The following is a 22,148-nucleotide window of genomic DNA, read 5'->3' as shown; positions in this document are numbered from 1 at the left end:
CAAGCCCGACCTTACAAGAAGCGGGGCAAACGAAAAGGGGGGCGGATCGCTCCGCCCCCCTCCGTTCGATACCGGAACCGCCGTTAGGTCCGATTCTTCAGCGCCGCCAGCCGCTCGGTCAAGCTCTGCGACGGCGCCGCCTTGCCCGAGGCCGCGGCCATGGCGGCGGCAATGTTGCCGTCGTCCTTTTCCGGCCGCGTCGGGGTCAGCAGGCGCGTCTTGGCGGCGGCGGCCTCAGCCGAGGCGAGGTCGCGCTCGGCCGAATCCTTCATCGCCTTCAGCGCGACCGACAGGCCGCTCGTGCTGCTGGCGAGGCCCGCCGCGCGGCGCGCACCCTCGGCCTGGCGCTCTGACGCGGCGCGCTGCTGCTCGGCCCGCGACATGTCGCGCTGGGCGCGTTCCAGCTCGCTGCGGGCCTGCTTCAGCTTCGAGCCAGCCGCCGAGTAGGACTTCTCCAGCATCTCCAGGAAGGACAGCGCGTCGTCGGCGTCGCGGGCCTCGCGATCGACCTCGGGTGCCATCTCCTCCAGCATGCCGACCAGCGTGCCCAGGCTCTTTTCCAGCCCGGCCTTGCGCCCGGCGTCCGCCTCGCCATTGATCTGGCGCTCCAGGTGCTCGGCCGCGGCCATGCGCTGGCGCGACAGGTCCTGGATGGCGACCGCCTCCTTCTTCTCGCGGTCATAGGCCTGGCGGGCCTTGGCGACTTCCATGCCGAGCTGGTCCAGATGCCCTTCCATGGTGCGCAGCTCGGCCTCGGTCGCGGCCTTCGGGTCCCAGCGGACCAAGGCCTCGACACCGGCCTGCACGGCCTGATCGGCCTTAACGCCCAGAAGGTTGCGGATGAAGATCAGCATGCTCGTGTCACTCCAGAACAGAGTTGGCGCCCGCACCGGGACGACGGCGTGAATATAGGCACGCCTGCCCGGGATGAAAGAACCCGGGCCAATGATGGTTATCCGGCCATCGCCCCGGCGTTCAGCAGGGCGACCGCCAACTGCACCCCCACCATGGCCAGCGCGGCGGCCGTGTTGCCGGCCTCGATCAGGTGGCGCAGGCCCGGCATGATCAGGGTCGCCACCAGGAAGGTCGCGACCTGCAGTATCACGGCCACCGCCCCCCACAGCACCACGTCGAGCCACACCGTCGACGTTGCCAGCGTCGCGGCCAGCGGGATGGAAATGCCGAGGAAGATGCCCAGCGTCATGATGCCGGCCGCCAGGTTGCCCTCGCGGATCAACTCGCGCTCGCGGAACGGCGTGATTGCCATGTAGAGCAGCACGCCGGCCGCCAGGAGGGCCAGCATCGTGGCGAAATGCAGCAGCAGCACGGGCACGCCGGTGCCCAGGCTGGTGAAGATGCGGCTCAGCGCGTCGTCCATCGGACGGTATCCCTCTTCTCGTGAACGCTCAGGCGATGGTCAGCGCGGTCGGGTTTACGTCGATGCCGGCGGCGACCTCGACATAGGCCTGGCCGGCATCCTCGATGACCGAGACCAGGATGTACTCGGCATCGGGGGCCGGGGCGGCCGCCCCGGTCGCGCGGGCATAGAGCATCGCGTGGACCTGACGCTGGCGGCTGCCGCGGGCATCCTCGATCGTCTCGGTCCATTCCCGAGGCGGCACCCGGCTTTCGCCCGGCAGCCAGTGGCGGGCATAGACCTGCCCGTCCTTGGTCTGGAATTCCGGCCAGCCGACCATGCCCTCGCGCTCGTCCATCCAGAAGGCCCATTCCTCGCGGTCGGCCGGATGCACCTCGTCGACCGGCTGGAACCAGCGGCATTCCTCGGGCCGGCCATCCTCGTCGAGCCAGAGCTGGAACCAGCCGTCGCTGCCGGCGAGGTACAGGCGGTGCATGTGCACGTCGCCGGCATCGATGCGGCCCACGGCCGAGACCGAGACCAGGCCGCTGGCACTGCTGGCGGGCGGCTGCGTCACCTTGGCCACGCCGCCCGCCAGCAGGAACGGCGTCGGGTCGAGCGGGAAGGTCATCCCCACCCGGAAGAAGGACGGCTTGTAAGGCTGCCCGCCCCCGAGCTTGTCGCGCAGCATGCCGCGCGCGGTATCGATCGGGCCCATCTGACCTCCCTTGACGGCGGTGGCCGCGGCCCCGGCACGGCGGCGGCGGAAGAAGCGCCAGGTCACGAAGGCAAAGCCCCCCAGCAGCAGCACGGTAATCAGCAGGCCGCCCATGCCGCCTTCCTCCTTTTCACTGGCCTGCGCCACGTCGGACGGCAGGCGGCCGGGTTGCACCGGCTGGCCCTTCAAGGCTGCCGTCTGGCGGTCCAACTCTTCCAGCCGGGCCCGCAGGGCGGGGTCGTCGGCCGCCTTGCGGTCTGCCTCGGAGCGCCAGGCGCGCACGCCCGGGTCGTTGCCATTGTCGTGGAAGGCCTGGGCGCGCCCGGGCCGGTTCAGCGTGTCGAGCAGGTAATAGAGCAGCAACCCGTCCCAGGCACCGAAGCGCCCGCCGCCACCGCCGCCGGCATAGGATGGCGGCTGCCACTGCCCGCCGCCGGACGGCGCCGGCTGGCCGCGGAAGGTGTAGCTGGGCTGGCGCTGCGTCGACGGCGTGCGACCACCATAGAGCGGCCCCTGCGGCAGCGTGATCGCGCCGCGCTGGCCGGACGAGCCGGAGCCGGACCCGCCGCGAAAGGCATCGAGCGCATCCTGGGAGCCGCGCCGCTGCATCGCGCGGTCCGCGCCCGACTGGGCGGGTGCCTGGCGCGGAACATATACGTGCGCGGACGGACGGCTGTAGCCGCCGGACGTCGATGGCCGGCGCGAGCTGGAAGAGCCGGAAGAGAACGAGGGCGTGCGGCTGGTCGACGGTCGAGAATACCCGCCGGACGAGCGCCGCTGCGCCTCCGCGTCGGATGCCACCAGCGTGCCGACGGTGGCCAGCGCCGCCACCTGCAGGATCGGCCGCCCCGCCGGCATCGCGGCCAGCAGCACGGCCAGCGCCACCGCCAGATGGCGGCGCACGGTACCCGGACGCCCAGACCTGTCCGTCAAGCTTGCAAACCCGGCACGATCGTTCCCCCGCTCCTGCGGCCTACCATATCGGCACGCCCCCCGGCCGCGACCAGGGGTCGCCCTGCCGATGGCGGGGGCAGCGTCAATCGACGATGAACAGCGTGGCGCCGTTCTCGGTCGACGACCGATGCGCGGCGTCGCCATGGTCGGACACCTGGTAGCTCATGCCCGCCGTCAGGGTCGACTTCCGCCCATCGCGCAACTCGCTCACCAGCTCACCCGCCACCACGAACAGGATATGGCCGCGGTCGCACCAGTGATCCGCCAGGTAGCCGGGCGAGTACTCGACCATCCGCACGCGGATGTCGCCGATGTTCAGCGTCCGCCACAGCGCGTGGCCGCGCTCGCCGGGATGCTGCGTGGGCTCGACCTTGGACCAGTCGGTGACGGTGAACGGCAGTGCTGGAATTTTCATTGGTCGGCCCCTGTAGCAAGGCCGCACCCTATGCGACCGGGCGCCGGGCTGGCAACGCCCGGGCCGCGGTCGTCACTGGACGGGCGATCAGAAGCCGACCACGCCGAACAGCATGAGCAGGATGACGATGGTGGCAGGCACGCCCAGCAGCCAGAGGATGATCGGCATCGGGAAAGCTCCTTCGCGGGTTGTCATTCGGTTGGACTCCAGCGACAACGCGGCAATCAAGGAACGGTTTCCCTGCGCGGATGCGTTAATTTCGCGCCACCGGCGACGGAGACGACAGCACCGATGAGAGACCAGAACGTGGCCGATGCAATCCTCGGCCATGCGGCCAATACCCCCGCGCGCCCCGCGATTCTCACCACCACCGGCACCGCGACCTTCGCCCAGTGGGCCGCAGCCCTGGGTGGGGTGGCGGCCGGACTCGACGAACGGCAGATCGCACCCGCCAGCGTCGTCGGCATCCTTGTGGACGACAGCCCGGCGGCGCTGCGGGCCATCCTTGGCACGATGCTGGGCGGCCGCGTCGCCCTGCCGCTGGATGCCGATGCGCCACCGGCCGAGATCGAGCGCCTGCTGGCCCTGACGGGTGCCGCCGCCGTCGTCACCGACCGCGCACGCGCCTGGTCCGTGCCGACCTTTGGCATCGACACGCTGCCGGCCTCGGCCAACCCCACGGCGGTCCGTCGCCCAGGCGGCGAGGCGATGGCGCAGATCGCGATCTCGTCGGGCACCAGCGGGCCGGCCAAGGCGTCGCCCGCCTCCCACGCGCAGTTGATCGAGCGTGTCGAGACGCTGTCGCCCTTCCTCGGCCTCGGCCCCGACGATCGCCATCGGCCACTGATCACCATGGGCTTCGTGCTGGGCCGCTACCCGGCGATGCGCACGCTGGCGGCCGGCGGCGCGGTCGTGATGACCCCGCTGCCCAAGACCGTGGGCGAACTGGTCGGCAGCCTGGCGGCGGACGGCATCACCTACCTCACCATGACGCCGACCCATGTCGCGGCGATGCTGGAACAACTGCCGCCGGGCCGGCCGCCGGCAATGCCCTTCATCCGCGTCTTCATGGTCAGTTCGGCCATGGTTCCCCTGGCCATGCGCGCGGCCATCCGCGCGCGGCTCACGCCCAACCTGCATGTCAGCCTGGGCAGCAACGAGGTCGGCACCATCACCCATGCCGGTCCGGCCGACCTGGCGCGCGAGCCCGCCACCGTCGGCCGGCCCCTGCCCGGCATCGCGGTGGAGGTCGTCGATGCCGACGACCGGCCGGTCGCGGCCGGCGCCATCGGGGCGGTGCGCGTCCGCACGGCGGCGGCGGCCGGCGGGTATCTGGGCGACCCGGCGACCTCCGCCCGGGCCTATCGCGACGGCTGGTTCCACCTGGGCGATACCGGCCACCTGGATGAAGATGGCTACCTCTTCCTGCACGGGCGCCTCGACGACCGCATCAACCAGAGCGGCCGCAAGCTCTATCCCTTCGAGATCGAGGACGCGCTGCTGACGCACCCGGCGATCGCCGAGGCCGCCGCGTTCGGCCTGGCCGTGCGCAACGGCATCGAGGTCGCGGTGGCGGCTGTGGTCCTGCGCCAGCCGGTCACCACGGCCGAGATCCGCCGGCACTGCCTGCCGCTGCTGGGCGAGGGAAAGATGCCCCGGATGGTCTTTGCGTTCGATGCGCTGCCGCGCAATGCCGCCCGCAAGGTGCTGATCCCCGAACTGCGCCAGCAGGTGCTGGCGCGCCTGACGGCCGCCAATGCAACGGGCCAGCAGTGATCGGACCGCAATGATCGAACAGGTGGGCCGCCATCTGCGGCGCCTGGCGACGCTGGCGGCGGCGCTGCTGGCGCCGTGCATGCTGGCGCCGGCCGCCGTGTCGGCCGAGCAGCCGGGCCGGGCCATCCGCCTGCTGGTCGGCTATCCGCCAGGCGGATCGGCCGACCTCCTGGCGCGCAAGCTGGCCGAACCGCTGGCGGCCGAACTAGGCCGGCCGGTCGTTGTCGACAATAAGGCCGGGGCCGGCGGCAACATCGCCATGGACATCCTGGCCAAGGCACCGCCGGACGGACAGACCCTGGCCCTGAGCCCGATCGGCCCGGTCGTCATCAATCCGGTGCTGATGACCGGCCGCATGCCCTATGACGCCGTCCGCGCGTTCACCCCGATCACCCAGATCTGGGACCAGCCGCTGGCGATCATCGCCCGGCCCGACACCGGTCCCGCCCCCGGCACCTTGCAGGACTGGCTGCGCCGGCACCCGCAGGCGACCTACGGCACCCCCGGCATAGGCTCCACCCAGCACATGGTGGGCGAGATGCTGTCGCAGGCGCTGGGCCTCCGCCTGCGCCACGTCGCCTATCGCGGGACGGTGCAGGCCGCGACCGACCTGATGGCGGGCGCCATCGACCTGTCGATCGACACCGCCTTCGGCGCCGCCGTCTCGGGCCAGGACGGGCGTGTGGTGGCGGTCGCCACGTCTGGACGGCAACGCTCGTCGCTGCTGCCCGCGGCACCGACCCTGGTCGAGGGCGGCACCCCCGTCGTCGTATCGTCCTGGATGGCCATGTTCGCGCCGGCCGGCCTGCCGCCCGAACAGGCCGAGCGCCTGAACGCCGCCACCAATCGCATCCTCGCAACGCCGGGCATGGCGGCCTGGTTCGCCGAGATCGGCGTGACCCCCGCCGGCACGTCGGCCGCCCGCTTCGCCGCCTTCCTCGACGCCGAGCGGCAGCGATGGGAACAGGCGATCCGCCAGGCCGGGGTCACGCTGGATTGAGACGACCGATCGTCGGTGCAATAACCGGGCGGTGCATTCCAAGGACCATAACTACTGCGACCGGATACTGGGCCACGCCCGGACGGCCGCCCGGCGGACGGCCATCCTCGGCCCGGACCACAGCCTGACCTTTGCCGACCATGCCTGGTCGTTCGGCGGCGTCGCCCACGGGCTGGACCAGAGCGACGTGCCGCCGGGGGCCGTCGTCGGCATCCTGACCGACGGCCAGGCGCCTGCGCTGCGGGCCTGGCTGGGGGTGATCCTGGGGGGTCGGGTGGCCCTGCTGCTCGATACCGGCAGCGCCGATGCGGAGATGGCCCGGCTGCTGGCCGCCACCGGCGCGCAGGCTCTGCTGGTCGACCGCTCGGTGCCGGCGGCCCGCGCGACCGCCATCGCCGGCCACCTTCAGACCATCGCCATCGAGACTCTGCCCGAAAGCGCCGACCCCTTCGCCCGGCGCCGGGACGGCGGCGACCGGCTCGCGCAGATCATCGTGTCGTCCGGCACGACCGGCCCGTCCAAGGCAGCACCTTGCAGCCATCACCAATTGGCCGGCCGCATGGATGCGCAGGCATGGCACCTCGACCTCGGCCCGGCGGACCGCCATCGGCCGATCATCTCGATGAACTTCATCATGGGCCGCTACCCGGTGCTGCGCACGCTGGATGCCGGCGGCACCGCAATCTTCCGCCCCCTGCCCCGCACCATGCCGGACCTGGCCGCCAGCCTGAACGCGGACGGCGTCACCTACCTGTCGCTGACGCCGAGCCACGTGACGGCGATGCTGAACGGCCTGCCCGAGCGGCCGCAGCCCGCCCTGCCCGCGGTGCGGGTGCTGCTGGTCTCATCGGCGATGATGTCGCTCGCCGCGCGGCAGGCGGTCATGACCCGCCTGACGCCCAACCTGCAGATCGGCTATGGCAGCAACGAGGCGGGCTCCATCACCCACGCCACGCCGGGCGAACTGGCGCTGAAGCCCGGGACGGTGGGGCGCGCCGTGCGGTCGGTGACGCTGGAAGTGGTCGACGACCAGGGGACGCCGCTGCCGCCGGGCGCCCTCGGCGAAATCCGCGTGCGGAGCCCGCTCGCCACCCAACACTATATCGGCGACCCGGAGGCGACCGGCCGCACCAACCGGGACGGCTGGTTCCACATGGGCGACACCGGCCATCTCGACGTCGACGGCTACCTCTTCATTGCCGGCCGGGTGGACGATCGCATCAACTTCGCCGGCCGGAAACTCTACCCGGTCGAGATCGAGGAGGTGCTGCTGGCCCATCCGGCGGTGGCCGAGGCGGCCGCGCTTGCCCTGCCGTCCGCCCACAACCAGGAGGTCCCGGTCGCCGCCGTCGTCCTGCGCCAGCCGGTGCCGGAGCAGGTCCTGTTGGACCATTGCCGGGCGATGCTGGTCGGCTGGAAGGTGCCCCGGCGGATATTCGTCTTCCCCAGCCTGCCGCGGACAAGCATGCGCAAGATCATGACTCCCGAGCTGCGCCAGCTCATCTTGGACCAGATGCGCACCACGTCTGGCCTAGAACGCGATTGAATGTCGGAAGCGCTTCAGCCATTGAACCGGGATGGCGTTTGCCGAGGCGAACTATTGCGACCAGCTCCTGCGGCATGCCGCGGCAACGCCCGGGCAGACGGCGCTGGTCACCGACCACGCCTCGCTATCCTTCGCCGACCTTGCCTGGGCGCTGGGGGGCATCGCCCGCGGGCTCGACCAGAGCGACGTGGAACCCGGCGCGGTCGTCGCCATCCTGACGGATGGGAACGCAGGGACATCACTCGCCGCACTGGGGTCAATGCTGGGCGGCCGCGCCACGCTGGTACTCGATCCCGGCAGCCCCGATGCCGACATCGCCCGGCTGCTCTCCACCGCTGGCGCCCGGCTCCTGCTGATCGACCGGTCGATCGCGCTCGAGCGCGCGGCCGCGATTGCCGGCCCGATCCAGACCGTCGCCATTGAGGACCTGCCGGACGGATTCGACCCAGTTGCCGTCCGCCGGCCGGGCGGCGACCGGCTGGCGCAGATCGCCATATCGTCGGGCACGAGCGGTCCTTCGAAGTCGGCCCCGTCCAGCCACCGCCAGCTCATCGACCGCATCGATGCGCGCTCCGCCCCCCTGGGGCTCACGTCCGCCGACCGTCACCGTCCGATCGTCTCGATGAACTTCGCGCTCGGCCGCTACCCGGTCTGGCGCACCCTGAACGCCGGCGGGACCGTCGCCTTCCACCCCCTGCCCCAGAGCATGCCGAAGCTGATTGCCGACCTGACCGCGGACGCCATCAGCTACCTGGCGACGGCGCCCACCCATGTCACGGCCATGCTGGACGGTCTGCCTCAGCAGTCGGAACCGGCATTGCCGGCCGTGCGCGTGCTGACGGTCGCGTCGGCGATGCTGCCACTCGCCACGCGCAAGGCGATCCTCAGCCGCCTGACACCCAACCTGCATATCGGCTATGCCAGCAACGAGGCCGGCACGATCACCCACGCCACGCCGGCCGACCTGGCGTTGAATCCCGACACGGTCGGCCGCGCGGTCGAGACCGTCGCCCTGCGGATCGTCGACGACCTCGACCGGCCGTTGCCGGCGGGCGCCATCGGCGAGGTCTGCGTGCGCAGCCCACTGGTCTCCGAGCACTATATCGGCGACCCGGCCGCGACCGACCGTGCCCATCGCAACGGCTGGTTCCATATGGGCGACACGGGGTATCTCGACGCGGACGGGTACCTCTTCCTGCGCGGCCGGGTGGACGACCGCATCAATTTCGGCGGCCGGAAACTCTATCCCATCGAGATCGAGGAAGTGCTGCTGGCCCACCCCGCCGTGGCCGAGGCAGTGGCGCTCGCCATGCCGTCGGCGCGCAACCAGGAGGTGCCGGTCGCGGCCGTGGTGCTGCGCCATCCGGTGGCAGCGAATGAACTGGAGTCGCATTGCCGGGCGGCACTCAACGACTGGAAAGTGCCCCGGGACATATTCGTCCTGCCCGAGTTGCCGCGGACCGGCACCCGCAAGGTGAAGGTGCCGGAGCTGCGCAAGATCCTGTTGAGCCATGTTCGGGCAAGGCGCGGACGACCAGCATGACCGGCCGGCGCGCGGTGATCGCCGGCCTGCTGGCCGCTCCGTTCGTCCGCCCGGCAGCCGCTCGCTGGGAACCGCAGCGGCCGATCCGCATCCTGCGCGGCTTTCAGCCCGGCAGCACCGGCGACGCCATCCTGCACCGGCTGGCCGATGCGCTGACGCCGCTGCTGGGCCGCCCGATCGTCATCGAGAGCCGGCCGGGTGCCGGCGGCAACATCGCCATGGACGCGCTCGCCCGCGCGCCGGCCGATGGATATACCCTGATCTTCAGCCCGGTCGGACCTGTCGTGATCAACCCAATCCTGATGGGACCGCGCCTGTCCTACGACGCGGAGCGGGACTTCACGCCGCTGTTCCATATCTGCGACCAGCCGCTGGCCGCCCTCACCCACCCGTCGCTGCCGGCCGCCCCGGCGGACATGCTGGGCTGGCTGCGGCAACACCCGGATACGGCGTTCGGCTCGCCCGGCATCGGGTCGACCCATCACCTGCTGGGCGCCATGCTGTCGCGGGCGATGGGCCTGCATCTGCGCCACGTGCCCTATCGCGGCGCGTCGGCGATGCTGACGGACCTGGTGGCCGGGCAGATCGTGCTGGGCTTCGACCTGGTCGGTGGGGCAGCCGCGCCCGTGCTGTCGGGACAGGTCCAGGCGCTGGCCGTGTCCACCGCCGGGCGGTCGCCGCTGTTGCCGGCCGTGCCCACCTTCGGCGAATGCGGGTTGCCGCAGGTGGTGGCATCGTCCTGGCTCGGCATCTTCGCGCCGGCCGGACTGCCGGCCGAGATCGCCACGCGGCTGGTGGGCGCCTTCGACGCCGCCGTGGGCGACCCGGCCTTCGTGGCTTGGCTGGGCCGGCTTGGCGCCACCCCGGCAGGCGGGGATGGCGCCAGCTTCACGGCATTCCTGGCGCGTGAACGGACGCGCTGGACCGCACTGATCCGCGAGAGCGGGATAACCCTCGACTAGGGCCTACGCCTTGCCGATGCCGTCCCAGCAGGCCCGCGACAGGCGGGCGATCAGGGCGACCGAGCCGGACCAGCCGGGCAAGCCATCCGGCAGTTCCTCGGGGATGAAGTCGACGAAGGCTGTCAGCACATAGAGCGGCCGGTCGCCGCGATAGACGAGGCCGGCGTCGGACCGGCCGCGGATGCCGCGCCCGGTCTTGTTGCAGATGCGCCCGCCGAACGGCAGCAGAGCCGGGATCATCGAGCGATGCACCTGCCACGACAGGATATCCAGCGCATAGCGGCACCAATGGCTGGTCGAGCCCAGGAAGGCGGCCGCCTTCTCATCGGCGGCACCGGCCAGGATGAGTTCCATCAGGCGGCCCTGGTCGACCGGCGTGGTCGTCGTCACCGCCTCGGCCGGATGGTCCCAGGGCAGGCCGAGCGGCGGGATCTTGAAGCGGTGCACGGTGCCGTCCAGCCCGATCGCCCGGCAATAGTCGTTCAGCTCGTCGAGATCGACCCGGTCGACGACGATCCGCGTCGAGACGTTGTCCGACGTGATGATCATGTGGACGATGGCATCGCGCAGCGGAATCCGCACGCCGGGCGTCATGTGATGGAAGGTGCCCGACGCCACCCCGGCCTGGTACTCCGCCTCGATCGTGATCATCTCGTCGAGGTCGAGCCGGCCCTCATGCACCGCCTTGAACGCGGCCATCATGATCGAGGTCTTGCGCGTGCTGGCCGACGGCGTCGGCACCGTCCCGGCGCGGTCGGCCACGGCGCCCGTCGTCAGGTCGCGGACATACCAACTGGTCGTGAAGGGTTGGGCATCGCACAGTTCGTTCAGCTTTCGCGCCAGCGCATCCATCGGTCTGCCTTCCCCTTCACGATTCACAAACAGTCGCTCGTCACTTCTTGATGCTGACGTTCCAGAGATAGGGGCTGCCGAGCGGCGAGGACTTCAGGCCCTCGATCCGCTTGTTGGCCACCACCTCGAGCACGACATGGAAGATGCCGACGGCCGGCACCTCGTCGACGAAGCGGCGAAACAGGTCGTCGGCCGCGGCCTGGACCACCACCGGGTCGCTGCTGACCTCGCCCTTCTTCAGGATCGCGATGACCTCGGGGTTCTTCCACACCTTGCGCGGCTCCGGCCCGATGATCCGCTCCCAGTGGCCGAGCGGCTCGAACCGCGGGGAGTAGCCGAAGGACTGCATCTGGTAGGCGCCCTTGTTGTAGTTGGCGAGCTGGAGCGCCCATTCGACGACCTCCAGGTTGATCTTCACGCCGACTTCCTCAAGCATCCCCTGGGCCAGGACCGCCTGGTCATACATCAGCGGGAAACGCTTGCTGGTGGTCATGGTCAGCGGCTGGCCGGCATAGCCGCCGGCCTTCAGGAGCGCCCGCGCCTTGGCCGGGTCGGCCTTCTTCTCGGTGCCGTGCAGCGCCGTGTGGTAGCGGCTGAAGCTGGGCAGGGTCGAGGCCGTGCCCTTCGCTTGGTCGTAGCTGACGGCGGCCGCGATGGCGTCGCGGTCCAGCGCCGCGGCGATCCCCTGGCGCACGCGCTTGTCCTTCAGCATCGGGTCGCTGTCGTTCAGCAGCAGCCCGTACCAGGACGCCGTCTCCGCCGAGAACACGTTCACGTTGGGCTGCTTGCGCATGTCGGCCGCGGCATCGCCGGTCATCGTCGCCACGTCGACGTCACCCGAAACCAGGGCCGCCTTGCGCGTCGCGGGGTCGGGGATCAGCAGGTAGCGCACGCGTTCGACCAGCACCTCGCGCCGGCCGGTCATTCCGGAATGGGGCGTCGTCTGGGCGACGTAGCCGGGGAAGCGGACGATCTCGATCGACTGGCCGACCTTGCGCTCGCCCAGGGTGAAGGGGCCGGTGCCGACCGGCGCCTTCCAACTGCCGTCCGCGTTCAGCGAGGACGGATGCAGGACCGGCGTCATCGCGCAGTCGGTGCGGGCCAGGGTCGACAGGAACGAGCCGTTGGGCTGGTTCAGGCGGAAGACCACCGTCTGCGCGTCCGGCGTCTCGACCGCCTCGACCTTCAGCCCGACCTGGCCCGACAGGGCGCTGCGGCAGCGCCAGACCGAACCCTCGGCCATCAGGTAGTCCCACGACCACTTCACTTCGGCCGAGGTCAGCGGCGCACCGTTATGGAACTTCACCCCCTGGCGCAGGGTGAAGACATAGGTGCGGCCGTCGTCGCGGATCTCGAAGCGCTCGGCCAGGACCGGCGCCACCTCCAGGTCGTCGCGGAAGCCGACCAGCCCTTCCACCACCTGCCGATGGGCGTCATGGGACAGCGCGTCGCGCTCCCGCTGCGGGTCGATCCCGCGTACGTCCTCGGTCGCCGCCACGACGATCGTGTCCGTAGGCGGTGCCGCCACGGCCGACACCGCCCAGATCCCGGCTACCGCCGTCTGCATGGCGATCCCACTCGCCGCCCCGATCGAAACCCTGCTCATTGATTGATCTCCTGCGTTATGGAGAATTTTTTGCGCAAATGCGCCGGGCGGGCAAGGGCGAAGGTCTGGCCGGCGCTTCGACAAGCGCGGAAGTGCCGCTCAGGCGGGGTGCCCGCCGCCGGGTGGCAGGCCCGACTTGCCGCCACGCGCGGCGCTGCATCGCTGCCGGAAGGCTTCGTCGCGGGCGCCGACGCCACCGAATCGCGACGGCCGGAAGGGTACCATGTCGATGCCGCAAGGCTGGCCGGTGACAAGGCTGGCGACGGCCTCGCCAAAGCCGCCGGATGCCGCCACGCCGGAGCCGCAGCAGCCACCCGCCGCGATCAGCCCTTCGACGCCATCGGGCCGGCCGATCACGAAGTTTCCGTCCGGCGTGTACATCGACAGGCCGGTGATGTGGTGAACGAAGCGCCAGTCATCGATGCCCGGGATCACGGTTCGCAGGGCGTCGGCCCGCGCGATGAGAAAGTCGAGATCGCCCGCCTGATCGCGAACCGGCACCGCGCCCATGTCGGTCGGCAGCTCGAACGGATCGAAGGTCGTGGAGTTCGGCTCCTGGAGTCCGACGACGAGACCGCCGACCTCCGGTCGCAGATAGGCGTGCAGTTCGGGAAGCTGCACGATCGGCATCGTGGGCGGTCCGTTTCCATCCGGCGCCGTCATCCAGTACTGGCTGCGCGTCGGCGTGGCGGGAAAGGCCCAGCCGGCCCACTCCGACACGACCCCGGCCCAGGCGCCGGCGGCATCGACCACCTGTTGCGCCCGCACCGGTCCGGCACTGGTCAAGACGCCGGTGACGGTGTTCCCCTCGCGCAGCAGTCCCTGCACCTCCACGCCCTGCCGCACGCGGGCACCCAGCCGGCGCGCCGCCCGCGCGTAGGCCATGCCGAGACGGGCGCCATCCACATGGCCGTCGCGCGGGAAGAAGAGCGTCCGGCGCGCGCCACTCAGGTCCAGCCACGGACAGGCCTCGCGCGCACGGCGGGCGTCGATGACCTCCAGCGGTGTCCCGGCCATGTGCAAAGCCGACTCTATGGCCGCCAGTGCGCGCTCGCCCGCCTCGGTCGCGACGGAGCGGATCGAGCCGACAGGCCGGAACTCGATGGGCTCGCCCAGCAGGTTCTCGAGTTCGGCGATCGCGGCGATCGTCCTGCCCATCATCCCGATGACGTTCGCATCCGCCCGGCCGTGCGTGATCAGGCCCGCCGCCCGCGGCGTCGCCCCGCTGGAGAGCGTGTTGCGCTCCAGCACGAGCACATCGGTCACGCCTGCTCGACACAGGTGATAGGCGACGGACGCCCCGATCACGCCGCCGCCGATGACAACCACCGCCGCTGATTCCATTGCCGACACGATCGATCAGGACCTTCCGTTGCGGTGGGGCATCACGCCGCCAGCCTCACGCCGCCGGCTGGGCCTCCTGCGCCAGGACCGAGCGGGCGCCGGCCAGGAACATGGCGATCTTCAGCTTCGTCGCCGGGTGCCGACCCAGCGGGGACGGCGTGTCCAGTATCGCCTGGCGGATCGCCAGGTAGAAGATGCCGGTATGGAGGTCCCAGCCCAGTTCCTCCTCGATGGCGGTGATTGGTCGGTCGCGCGGCTCGCCCTCGAATTCCGCCCGCATCTCCCGGATCAGTACGTGGACGATGCGCTCGCGCACGATGAGGGTGTTGCGCTTGTGGATGTTCACGTCACGCAATGCGGCAAAGAAGAAGATGCGCGTCCACTCGTCGGTCAGCACGGTGTCGGTATAATCGGCGTAGAACCGCTCCAGGCGCGCCGACAGCGGCATGGTGCGATCACGCAGCCAGTCTTCCCACAACGGCTTCCACTTGCTGGCATAGATGCGGTCGAAGATCTGCTCGATCAGCGCATCCTTGCTGGCGAAGTAGTGATAGAGCAGCGGCTGGCTGATGCCGATGGAGCGGGCCAGTTCGCGCGTATTGCCGTGAAAGCCGACCTTGGCGAAATAGCGGATCGCGCGCTCGACGATCAGGCCCTCGCGGTTCTCCTGCTTGAGGCGCGCGCGGGCGCCCGGCGCGGCCGTGGCGCCCGACTTTGCCGCCTGCCTCGATTTCTCGGCCATTGCCCCTCGCCCCATGACGCCGTGGCATCGCGAATCCTGTCGATGCCGTCCTGCGGTAGCGGTTAGCACGGCCACGGCCGGTTCGGCCACGCACCAATTGCCGCAATACTGATCATATGATTGATAATCCGGCACGAAGCAAGAACACCGCCTGTTCCGCTTTCGTTCGACACATCGACATGGACGGACACCCCAAAGAAAAGGCCCGTCTTTGCTGATCCCGCATCGCCCATTCGGCGAATTTGGTCCCTTGCCTGCCGAATTCAAACATGCCTAAGCTGATCAAGTGATCATGTCAGCCGGGAGCGTGACGATGCGTAACCTTGCGAGAACGACCCTGCTGGCCGTCTTCGGCCTGGCACTGGCAGCGGCCCCCGCCGCGGCCCAGGACACGCCCAAGAGCGGCGGCACGCTGCGCATCCTGGTCCATCCCGAGCCGCCCCACCTCGTCACCGCGCTGGGCCAGGCGAGCGGCACCGTGACGATCGGCGGCAAGGTGTTCGAGAGCCTGCTGACCTTCGACTTCGAGCTGAACCCCAAGCCCGGCCTGGCCGAGCGGTGGGAAGTGTCGGCCGACGGCCTGACCTACACCTTCCACCTGCGCCCCAACGCCAAGTGGCATGACGGAAAGCCCTTCACCTCGGCCGACGTCGCGTTCACCACGCAGGAATTCCTGATGAAGACGCACCCGCGGGCCCGCGGCGTCTTCTCGCGCGTGGCCGCCGTGGAGACGCCGGATGCGCGCACGATCGTCTACAAGCTGAAGGAAAAGTTCTCGCCCTTCCTCTACGCGTTCGAGCTGTCGGGCGCGCCGATGATGCCCAAGCATCTCTACGAGGGCACCGACTTCGACAAGAACCCCGCCAACGAGAAGCCGATCGGCACTGGTCCCTTCCGCTTCGTGGCGTGGAAGAAGGGGGAGTCGCTGCAACTCGAACGCAATCCCGACTATTACCGCCAGGGCCGGCCGTACCTCGACGGGATTAGCTTCCACTTCATCCCAGACGCCGCCGCCCGCACCGTCGCCATGGAACAGGGCGCCGTCGACCAGGCGCAGTTCGACGCCGTCCAGTTCACCGACCTGGAGCGGCTGCGCCGCAACCCGGCGCTGACGGTCGCCGACAAGGGGCAGGAATTCATCGCACCCCTCGTCCTGATGGACATGAACAGCCGCCGCCCGCCCTTCGACGACAAGCGGTTCCGCAAGGCGCTGATGCACGCCATCGACCGCAACTTCATCAAGGACCGGATCTTCTACGGCCAGGGCAAGGTGCCGACCGGCCCGATCGCCAGTTCGACGCGCAACTACGACCCCAAAGTCGCGACCTATCCATACGACCAGGAAAAGGCCAAGGCGCTGCTGGACGAGATGGGCCTGAAGCCCAAGGCCGACGGCACGCGGGCCGACATCAAGATCCTGGCCCTGCCCTATGGCGACCACTGGACCCGGCTGGCGGAATACCTGCGCGAATCCTTCCGCCGCGTCGGCGTGCGGGCGACGGTGGAGAACACCGATCCCGGCAACTGGATCCAGCGCTACACCAACTGGGACTACGACATCGTCTACACGTTCTTCTACCAGTATGCCGATCCGGCGCTGGGCGTGGGGCGGACCTATCTCTGCTCCAACGTCCGCAAGGTCTTCCTCGCCAACGCCAACGGCTACTGCAACCAGCGCGTCGACGACCTGTTCACCGCCGCCACGGCCGAGACCGACGAGACCAAGAAGCAGGCGTACTATTCCGAGATCCAGCGCCTGATTACCGAGGACCTGCCGGTCGGCTTCCTGCTCGAGCTGCAGTTCCCGGTCGTCATGAACAAGCGGCTACGCGACGCGATCACGACCGCCCATGGCCCCAACGATGCCTATGCCGATGCCTGGCTCGCCCGCTGAGCCCGCGATGACCGGCACGTCCACCCGGCGGCGGCATGCCGTCGTCGCCGGGGCCGGCATCGGCGGCCTGACGGCCGCCGCCGCCCTGGCCCAGCGCGGCTGGTCGGTCGAGGTCCACGAGCGCGCGCCCGTCATCCGCGCCACCGGATCGGGCATCTATATCGGCGAGAACGGGCTTCGGGTCCTGGAGGCGGTCGGTGCCTATGCCGAGACGGTGGATGGCGGCATCCGCTTCTATCGGCGGGAGACGCGCGACCATCGCAACCGCACGGTCGGGCGCTATCACTGGCCGCCCGAATCCGGCCTGCGCATCCATGTGGTGGCCCGCGAGAAGCTGGTCCTGGCCCTGCGCAACCAGGCCGAGGCGGCCGGTGCCCGGATCTTCACCGGGTCCGAGGTGCAGGCCGCCACGCCCGACGGCGTCGTGCGCCTGGCCGACGGCAGCGAGCGCCGCGGCGACCTCGTGATCGGCGCGGACGGGGTCTATTCCAAGGTCCGCACCAGCGTCGGCTTTCCCGGCCAAATCAAGTCGCTGAACTGCGGCGCCATCCGGGCGATCGTGCCCCGCCTGCCGACCGATCGCGACCTGCCCGACGACACCTATGCCGAGTTCTGGTCCGGCGTGCGCCGGGTGTTCTATGCGCCGATCTCGCCGCAGGAGACCTATCTCGCGCTGATGACCGTCGACAACGACGTGAAGGGCACGCGCGAGCCGCCCGACCTCGATGCCTGGAGCGAGGCCTTCCCGCACATCGCCCCCGTCCTGCGCCGCATCGTCAACCCGCTGCGCTGGACGCCGTTCGAGCAGGTGAAGCTGAAGCAGTGGCACATCGGCCGGGTAGCCCTGCTGGGCGATGCCGCGCACGCCATGTCGGCCAACCTCGGCCAGGGCGGCGGCACGGCGATGATGGACGGCATCAGCCTTGCCGCCAACGTCAGCCAGACCGATGATCTGGAGGCTGGGCTGACCCGCTGGGAGCAACGCGAGCGGCCGATCGTCGAGCGCATCCAGTTCGTCTCCAACCTCTATGGCAAGCTGAGCTATTGGCCGACCCTGCCGCGATACCTGGCCCTGTGGGCGATGAACCGGTCGGAATGGGTGAAGAACATCCGCACGGTGGCCTCCAACTACGTCCCGGACGGGGTGGAGGCGCCAGCCACCGGCGCGCGGGCGTCGTGACCGGGGGCATCGTGACGCGCCCCGCCGGCCGGATCTGACGGGGCAGCCGCGGTGCGCCTGCGCTACCTCCTGCGGCGGCTGGCCGGCGGCCTTCTGGTCGTGCTGCTGGTCATCGTCTTCTGCTTCGTCATCCTGCGCTTGGCGCCGGGCGACCCGGCGATGATCATGGCCGGCGAATCCGGCGCCTCGGACGAGCAGTTCATCGCCGACATCCGGCGGTCCTACGGCCTCGACCAGCCCCTGCCGGTGCAGTTGGCGAAGTATCTCGGCAACGTACTGCAGTTCGACCTCGGCTTCTCCTACCGGCAGAAGCGGCCGAATGCCGAGCTGATCGCCGAGCGGCTGCCGGCGACGCTGCTGCTGGCCGCATCCGCCTTCGTGCTGTCGCTGGCGCTGGGCATCGTGCTGGGCTACCTGGCCGCGCGCTTCCGCGGGCTGGCCGATGCGGCCGTGTCGATCTTCTCGCTCGCCTTCTATGCCACGCCCATCTTCTGGATCGGGCTGATGGGCATCCTCGTCTTCTCGGTGCAGCTCGAGTGGCTGCCGGCCTTCGGCATGCGCTCGATCCTGCCGGTGACCGGCGGTTGGGCCAAGGCGGCCGACGTCGCCCGCCACCTGATCCTGCCGACCCTGACGCTCGGTCTTTTCTACACCGCCATCTATGCCCGGCTGATGCGGGCCTCGCTGCTGGAGGTGCGCCCGCTCGACTTCGTGGCGACGGCGCGCGCCAAGGGCGCCTCGATCGGTCGGGTGTGGCGGCGCCACATGTTCCGCAATGCCGTCTTGCCGGTGCTGACCATGGCCGGCGTGCAGGCGGGCCAGATCGTCGGCGGGTCGATCCTGGTGGAGACGGTCTTCGCCTGGCCCGGCATCGGCCGCCTGGCGTTCGAGGCCGTGTTCCAGCGCGACTACAACCTGCTGCTCGGCATCTTCCTCGTCACCTCGACCGCGGTCGTCGCCATCAACATCGCGACCGACTTCATCTACACCCTGGTCGATCCCCGGACGGGACCGGCGCGATGACCGCCGCCCAGCGGTTCCGCACCAACATCGCCGCCTGCATCGGCCTGCTGATCCTGGCGGCGATGGTGCTGCTGGCCGTGCTGGCGCCGGTCCTCTACCCGACCAGCCCGTGGGAGATGGCGGGCGAGCCCTACCTGCGGCCGCTGCAGGGCGGCTACCTGCTGGGCACCGACATGCTGGGCCGCGACATCGCCGCCGGCATCGCCCATGGCGCGCGCGTCTCGCTGCTGCTGGCGCTAGTGGCGACGGCGGCCGGCACGCTGGCAGGCGTCCTGGTGGGCGCGGTCGCGGGCTATTTCGGCGGCCGCATCGACGAGCTGCTGATGCGGGCGACCGAATTCTTCCAGACCATCCCGAGCTTCCTGCTGGCGGTGGTCCTGGTCGCCCTATTCAGCCCGTCCATCTCCTCCATCGTGGCCGCGATCGCCGTCGTTAGCTGGCCGGGCGTCGCCCGCCTGGTGCGCGGCCAGTTCCTGTCGCTGCGCCAGGCGGAGTTCGTGCAGGCCTCGATCGTGCTGGGCGAGCCGACCCATCGCGTGATCTTCCGCCAGATCCTGCCGAACGCCCTGGGGCCGATCATCGTCACCGCCTCGCTGATGGTGGCGACCGCCATCCTGCTCGAATCCTCCCTCAGCTTCCTTGGCCTGGGCGACCCCGACCTGATGAGCTGGGGCTACATGATCGGCGCCTCGCGCAACCTGATCCGCGACGCCTGGTGGATGTGCACCTTCCCCGGCGTCGCCATCTTCCTGACGGTGCTGGCGATCAACCTGGTGGGCGACGGGCTGGGCGATGCGCTCAACCCGCGCCTGACGTCCTGACCCGCCGATGCTCCAGATTCGCGGCCTCGACATTCCCCTGCCCGGCGGCGGCGAGCGCCGGTTCGCCGTGCGCGGCCTGTCGCTCGACGTGGCACCGGGCGAGCTGGTGTGCATCGTCGGCGAATCCGGGTCGGGCAAGTCGCTGACGGCGCGCGCGGTCATGGGCCTCCTGCCCGACATGGGCCTGCGCGCCTCGGCCGGGACCATCACCTTCAAGGGCGAGAACCTGCTGGCCCTGCCGCAGCGCCGGATGGAGGGGCTGCGCGGCCGCGAGATCTCGATGATCTTCCAGGAGCCGATGACGGCGCTGAACCCGCTGATGCGCGTCGGCGACCAGATCTCGGAGCTGTTCCGCATCCATCGCTCGGGCTTCGACAAGGCCGAGCGGCAGCGCCGCGTGCTGTCCCTGCTGGCCGACCTCAACCTGCCCGATCCGGCGCGCATCGCCGAGGCCTATCCGTTCGAGATGTCGGGCGGGCAGCGCCAGCGGGTGATGATCGCGATTGCCTTCGCGCTGGGTCCGTCGCTGCTGATCGCCGACGAGCCGACGACCGCCCTCGACGTCACAACCCAGATGCAGATCCTTCGCGTGCTGAAGCGCCTGCAGGCCGAGCGCGGCACCGCCGTCATCTTCATCACCCATGATTTCGGCGTGGTGGCCGAGATCGCCGACCGGGTGGCGGTGATGTGGCGCGGCGAGCTGGTGGAGCAAGGGCCGGCCCGCGCGGTGCTGGGTGCCCCCGCCCATGCCTATACCAAGGCCCTCATCGACAGCGTGCCCCGCCTGTCCGCCGATGCGCGCGCAGAACGAGCCGCGCCGACGCAGCCGCCCGTCCTGTCGGTGGCGGGCCTCAGCAAGATCTTCCGCGTCCGCAAGGGCATGTTCGGCGCCGAGCGCAAGGTGGAGGCGCTGAAGCAGGTCAGCTTCACGCTGCATGCCGGCGAGACGCTGGCCGTGGTGGGCGAATCCGGCTCCGGCAAGACCACGCTCAGCCGCTGCATCGTTCGCCTGATGCGGCCCGACGCGGGCCGCATCGACCTTTTCGGCGAGGACATGGGCCAGCTTGCCGGCGGCGCGCTGCGCGCCCGGCGCAAGGCCATCCAGATGGTCTTCCAGGACCCGCACGGATCGCTCAATCCCCGTATCCGGGTGGGGCCGATCATCATGGCGGGGCCGCTCGCCCATGGCGTGAAGCCGGCCGCCGCGCGCGCGACCGCCGAACGCATGCTGGGCCTGGTTGGCCTCGACGCCGGCGCGATGGACCGCTACCCGCACCAGTTCTCGGGCGGGCAGCGCCAGCGCATCGGCCTCGCCCGGGCCCTGGCGCTGGAGCCGCTGGTGCTGATCGCCGACGAGCCGGTGTCGGCGCTGGACGTGACGGTGCAGGCGCAGATCCTGGATCTGCTGCGCGATGTCCGCGAAAAGCTGGGTCTGGCCATGATCTTCATCACCCATGACCTGCGGGTGGCGGGCCAGGTGGCCGACCGCATCGCCGTGATGCGCCAGGGCGAGATCGTGGAGGAAGGCACGCCGGCCGCCATCATGGGATCGGCCCGGCACGAATATACCCGTCAATTGGTGGCCGCGATCCCCGGCCGCCGCCTCATCTGAAGGGGCTGGAACAATGGCAGAAAGCGCACCGGGCAAACTGGCCCATGTGTCGGTCACGGTATCGGACGTCGCCGCCGCCGACCGCTTCTATGGCGAGATGCTGGGGTTCGAGCGCCTGGCGCGCCCGGATTTCGGCTTCCCCGGCTCGTGGTACAGCCTGGGCCAGGGCCTGGAGCTGCACATCATCGTCAACGACGCCCTGCGCCGGCCGGATGCCGAGCGCCTCGGCTTCGAGGTGCGCTACCCCCACTTCGCCATCCGCGTCGACGACGCCGACCGCATGCAGGCCGCGCTCGAGGCCAAGGGGCTGAAGGTGAACGAGTTGTTCTCGTCACCGACCGGCCTGCGCCAGCTCTTCGTCAAGGACGACGACGGCAACATGGTGGAATTCATCGGCCCCGGCCGCCCGCGATAGGGCGGCCCCCGCGGCCCAAACCGGCCGCGGGGTCACACGGCCCCGCTAGGAGGCCTTGGCGATCTGCTCGCGCGCCACCGGCATCAGCGCGTCCATCTGGCTGCGCACGTCGGCGGCCGTGGCGGCGATGCCCTTGGCCGTCAGGTCGCCCAGCACCTTCTGGAGGACGTCGTCGTCGCCCGGCTTCTCGAAATCGGCCGCGACCACGGACTTGGCGTAGGACTCGGCCTCGTCGCCCGAGAGCCCGAGCTTCTGGGCAGCCCAGGCGCCCAGCAGCTTGTTGCGCCGCGCGGTGACCTTGAAGACGGCCTCCTGGTCGCGTTCGAACTTCTTCTCGAAGCCCTTCTCTCGGTCATTGAAACTGGACATGAAGCTCCTCGTTCTCCCG

20 protein-coding genes are annotated in these 22,148 nt (G+C 70.0%); 11 read left to right on the top strand and 9 right to left on the bottom strand.

The window, feature by feature from the left end:
- Window positions 1-83: 83 nt before the first annotated feature.
- The 4 genes from STVA_RS08910 to STVA_RS08895 all read right to left on the bottom strand — a co-directional run bounded on the left by STVA_RS08910 (window position 84) and on the right by STVA_RS08895 (window position 3,444).
- The gene (locus tag STVA_RS08910) at window positions 84-854 is read right to left on the bottom strand and encodes a hypothetical protein (RefSeq protein ID WP_123688990.1); all 771 of its coding nucleotides are present in this window, start codon (window positions 852-854) and stop codon (window positions 84-86) included.
- A gap of 98 nt (window positions 855-952) precedes the next feature.
- On the bottom strand, window positions 953-1,378 hold the full coding sequence (locus STVA_RS08905) for a DUF350 domain-containing protein (RefSeq protein ID WP_123688991.1): 426 nt from the start codon (window positions 1,376-1,378) through the stop codon (window positions 953-955).
- Window positions 1,379-1,406: 28 nt separating this feature from the next.
- The gene (locus STVA_RS08900) at window positions 1,407-2,978 is read right to left on the bottom strand and encodes a DUF2491 family protein (RefSeq protein ID WP_170216383.1); all 1,572 of its coding nucleotides are present in this window, start codon (window positions 2,976-2,978) and stop codon (window positions 1,407-1,409) included.
- A 133-nt stretch (window positions 2,979-3,111) separates the two neighbouring features.
- A complete protein-coding gene (locus STVA_RS08895) occupies window positions 3,112-3,444 on the bottom strand; it encodes a DHCW motif cupin fold protein (RefSeq protein WP_123689830.1) in 333 nt (110 codons plus the stop codon).
- Between the two features lie 291 nt (window positions 3,445-3,735).
- On the opposite strand from STVA_RS08895, the gene STVA_RS08890 reads away from it, so the two are divergent.
- From STVA_RS08890 to STVA_RS08870, 5 genes are read left to right on the top strand one after another with little or no spacing between them, the layout of a single operon-like run.
- Complete coding sequence (locus STVA_RS08890) at window positions 3,736-5,220, top strand: class I adenylate-forming enzyme family protein (RefSeq protein WP_170216384.1); 1,485 nt, start codon at window positions 3,736-3,738, stop codon at window positions 5,218-5,220.
- 10 nt (window positions 5,221-5,230) lie between these two features.
- Entirely contained in the window at window positions 5,231-6,220 is a 990-nt protein-coding gene (locus STVA_RS08885; RefSeq protein WP_170216385.1) for a Bug family tripartite tricarboxylate transporter substrate binding protein, read from the top strand.
- A gap of 31 nt (window positions 6,221-6,251) precedes the next feature.
- Window positions 6,252-7,766, top strand: a complete 1,515-nt coding sequence (locus STVA_RS08880; RefSeq protein WP_123688995.1) for a class I adenylate-forming enzyme family protein — start codon at window positions 6,252-6,254, stop codon at window positions 7,764-7,766.
- Between the two features lie 31 nt (window positions 7,767-7,797).
- The gene (locus tag STVA_RS08875; RefSeq protein ID WP_123688996.1) at window positions 7,798-9,309 is read left to right on the top strand and encodes a class I adenylate-forming enzyme family protein; all 1,512 of its coding nucleotides are present in this window, start codon (window positions 7,798-7,800) and stop codon (window positions 9,307-9,309) included.
- Window positions 9,306-10,271 carry a Bug family tripartite tricarboxylate transporter substrate binding protein gene (locus tag STVA_RS08870; protein WP_123688997.1) on the top strand — a complete coding sequence of 322 codons (966 nt, stop codon included), beginning with the start codon at window positions 9,306-9,308 and terminating at the stop codon, window positions 10,269-10,271. Before STVA_RS08875 ends, STVA_RS08870 begins: the two co-directional genes overlap by 4 nt.
- A 3-nt stretch (window positions 10,272-10,274) precedes the next feature.
- Here the strand turns inward: STVA_RS08870 and STVA_RS08865 are convergent, their stop codons facing one another.
- From STVA_RS08865 to STVA_RS08850, 4 genes are all read right to left on the bottom strand, one after another.
- Window positions 10,275-11,123 (bottom strand): serine hydrolase, encoded by an 849-nt coding sequence (locus tag STVA_RS08865; protein ID WP_123688998.1) that lies wholly within the window; start codon window positions 11,121-11,123, stop codon window positions 10,275-10,277.
- Window positions 11,124-11,163: 40 nt separating this feature from the next.
- Window positions 11,164-12,729, bottom strand: coding sequence for an ABC transporter substrate-binding protein (locus STVA_RS08860; RefSeq protein ID WP_123688999.1), 1,566 nt, complete (start codon window positions 12,727-12,729; stop codon window positions 11,164-11,166).
- A gap of 99 nt (window positions 12,730-12,828) precedes the next feature.
- Window positions 12,829-14,058 carry an NAD(P)/FAD-dependent oxidoreductase gene (locus STVA_RS08855; RefSeq protein ID WP_170221596.1) on the bottom strand — a complete coding sequence of 410 codons (1,230 nt, stop codon included), beginning with the start codon at window positions 14,056-14,058 and terminating at the stop codon, window positions 12,829-12,831.
- A gap of 70 nt (window positions 14,059-14,128) precedes the next feature.
- Window positions 14,129-14,815, bottom strand: coding sequence for a TetR/AcrR family transcriptional regulator (locus STVA_RS08850; protein ID WP_170216386.1), 687 nt, complete (start codon window positions 14,813-14,815; stop codon window positions 14,129-14,131).
- A 313-nt stretch (window positions 14,816-15,128) separates the two neighbouring features.
- Here STVA_RS08850 and STVA_RS08845 point away from each other — a divergent pair, with 313 nt between their 5' ends.
- The 6 genes from STVA_RS08845 to STVA_RS08820 are packed head-to-tail and all read left to right on the top strand — an operon-like array spanning window position 15,129 to window position 21,760.
- Window positions 15,129-16,709 (top strand): ABC transporter substrate-binding protein, encoded by a 1,581-nt coding sequence (locus tag STVA_RS08845; protein WP_245978257.1) that lies wholly within the window; start codon window positions 15,129-15,131, stop codon window positions 16,707-16,709.
- A gap of 7 nt (window positions 16,710-16,716) precedes the next feature.
- The gene (locus STVA_RS08840; RefSeq protein WP_170216387.1) at window positions 16,717-17,889 is read left to right on the top strand and encodes an FAD-dependent oxidoreductase; all 1,173 of its coding nucleotides are present in this window, start codon (window positions 16,717-16,719) and stop codon (window positions 17,887-17,889) included.
- 51 nt (window positions 17,890-17,940) lie between these two features.
- Entirely contained in the window at window positions 17,941-18,912 is a 972-nt protein-coding gene (locus STVA_RS08835; RefSeq protein ID WP_123689003.1) for an ABC transporter permease, read from the top strand.
- Window positions 18,909-19,733 carry an ABC transporter permease gene (locus STVA_RS08830; RefSeq protein WP_123689004.1) on the top strand — a complete coding sequence of 275 codons (825 nt, stop codon included), beginning with the start codon at window positions 18,909-18,911 and terminating at the stop codon, window positions 19,731-19,733. Before STVA_RS08835 ends, STVA_RS08830 begins: the two co-directional genes overlap by 4 nt.
- 7 nt (window positions 19,734-19,740) lie before the next feature.
- Complete coding sequence (locus tag STVA_RS08825; RefSeq protein ID WP_123689005.1) at window positions 19,741-21,345, top strand: dipeptide ABC transporter ATP-binding protein; 1,605 nt, start codon at window positions 19,741-19,743, stop codon at window positions 21,343-21,345.
- Between the two features lie 13 nt (window positions 21,346-21,358).
- Complete coding sequence (locus tag STVA_RS08820) at window positions 21,359-21,760, top strand: VOC family protein (protein WP_123689006.1); 402 nt, start codon at window positions 21,359-21,361, stop codon at window positions 21,758-21,760.
- Between the two features lie 45 nt (window positions 21,761-21,805).
- On the opposite strand, the gene STVA_RS08815 is transcribed toward STVA_RS08820, so the two are convergent.
- The gene (locus tag STVA_RS08815; protein WP_123689007.1) at window positions 21,806-22,129 is read right to left on the bottom strand and encodes a DUF1476 domain-containing protein; all 324 of its coding nucleotides are present in this window, start codon (window positions 22,127-22,129) and stop codon (window positions 21,806-21,808) included.
- Window positions 22,130-22,148 lie beyond the last annotated feature (19 nt).

Origin of the sequence: Stella humosa, assembly GCF_006738645.1 — a bacterium.
Taxonomy (GTDB): Bacteria; Pseudomonadota; Alphaproteobacteria; order ATCC43930; family Allostellaceae; genus Allostella; species Allostella humosa.
This window is presented reverse-complemented; position numbering and strand designations above follow the sequence as displayed.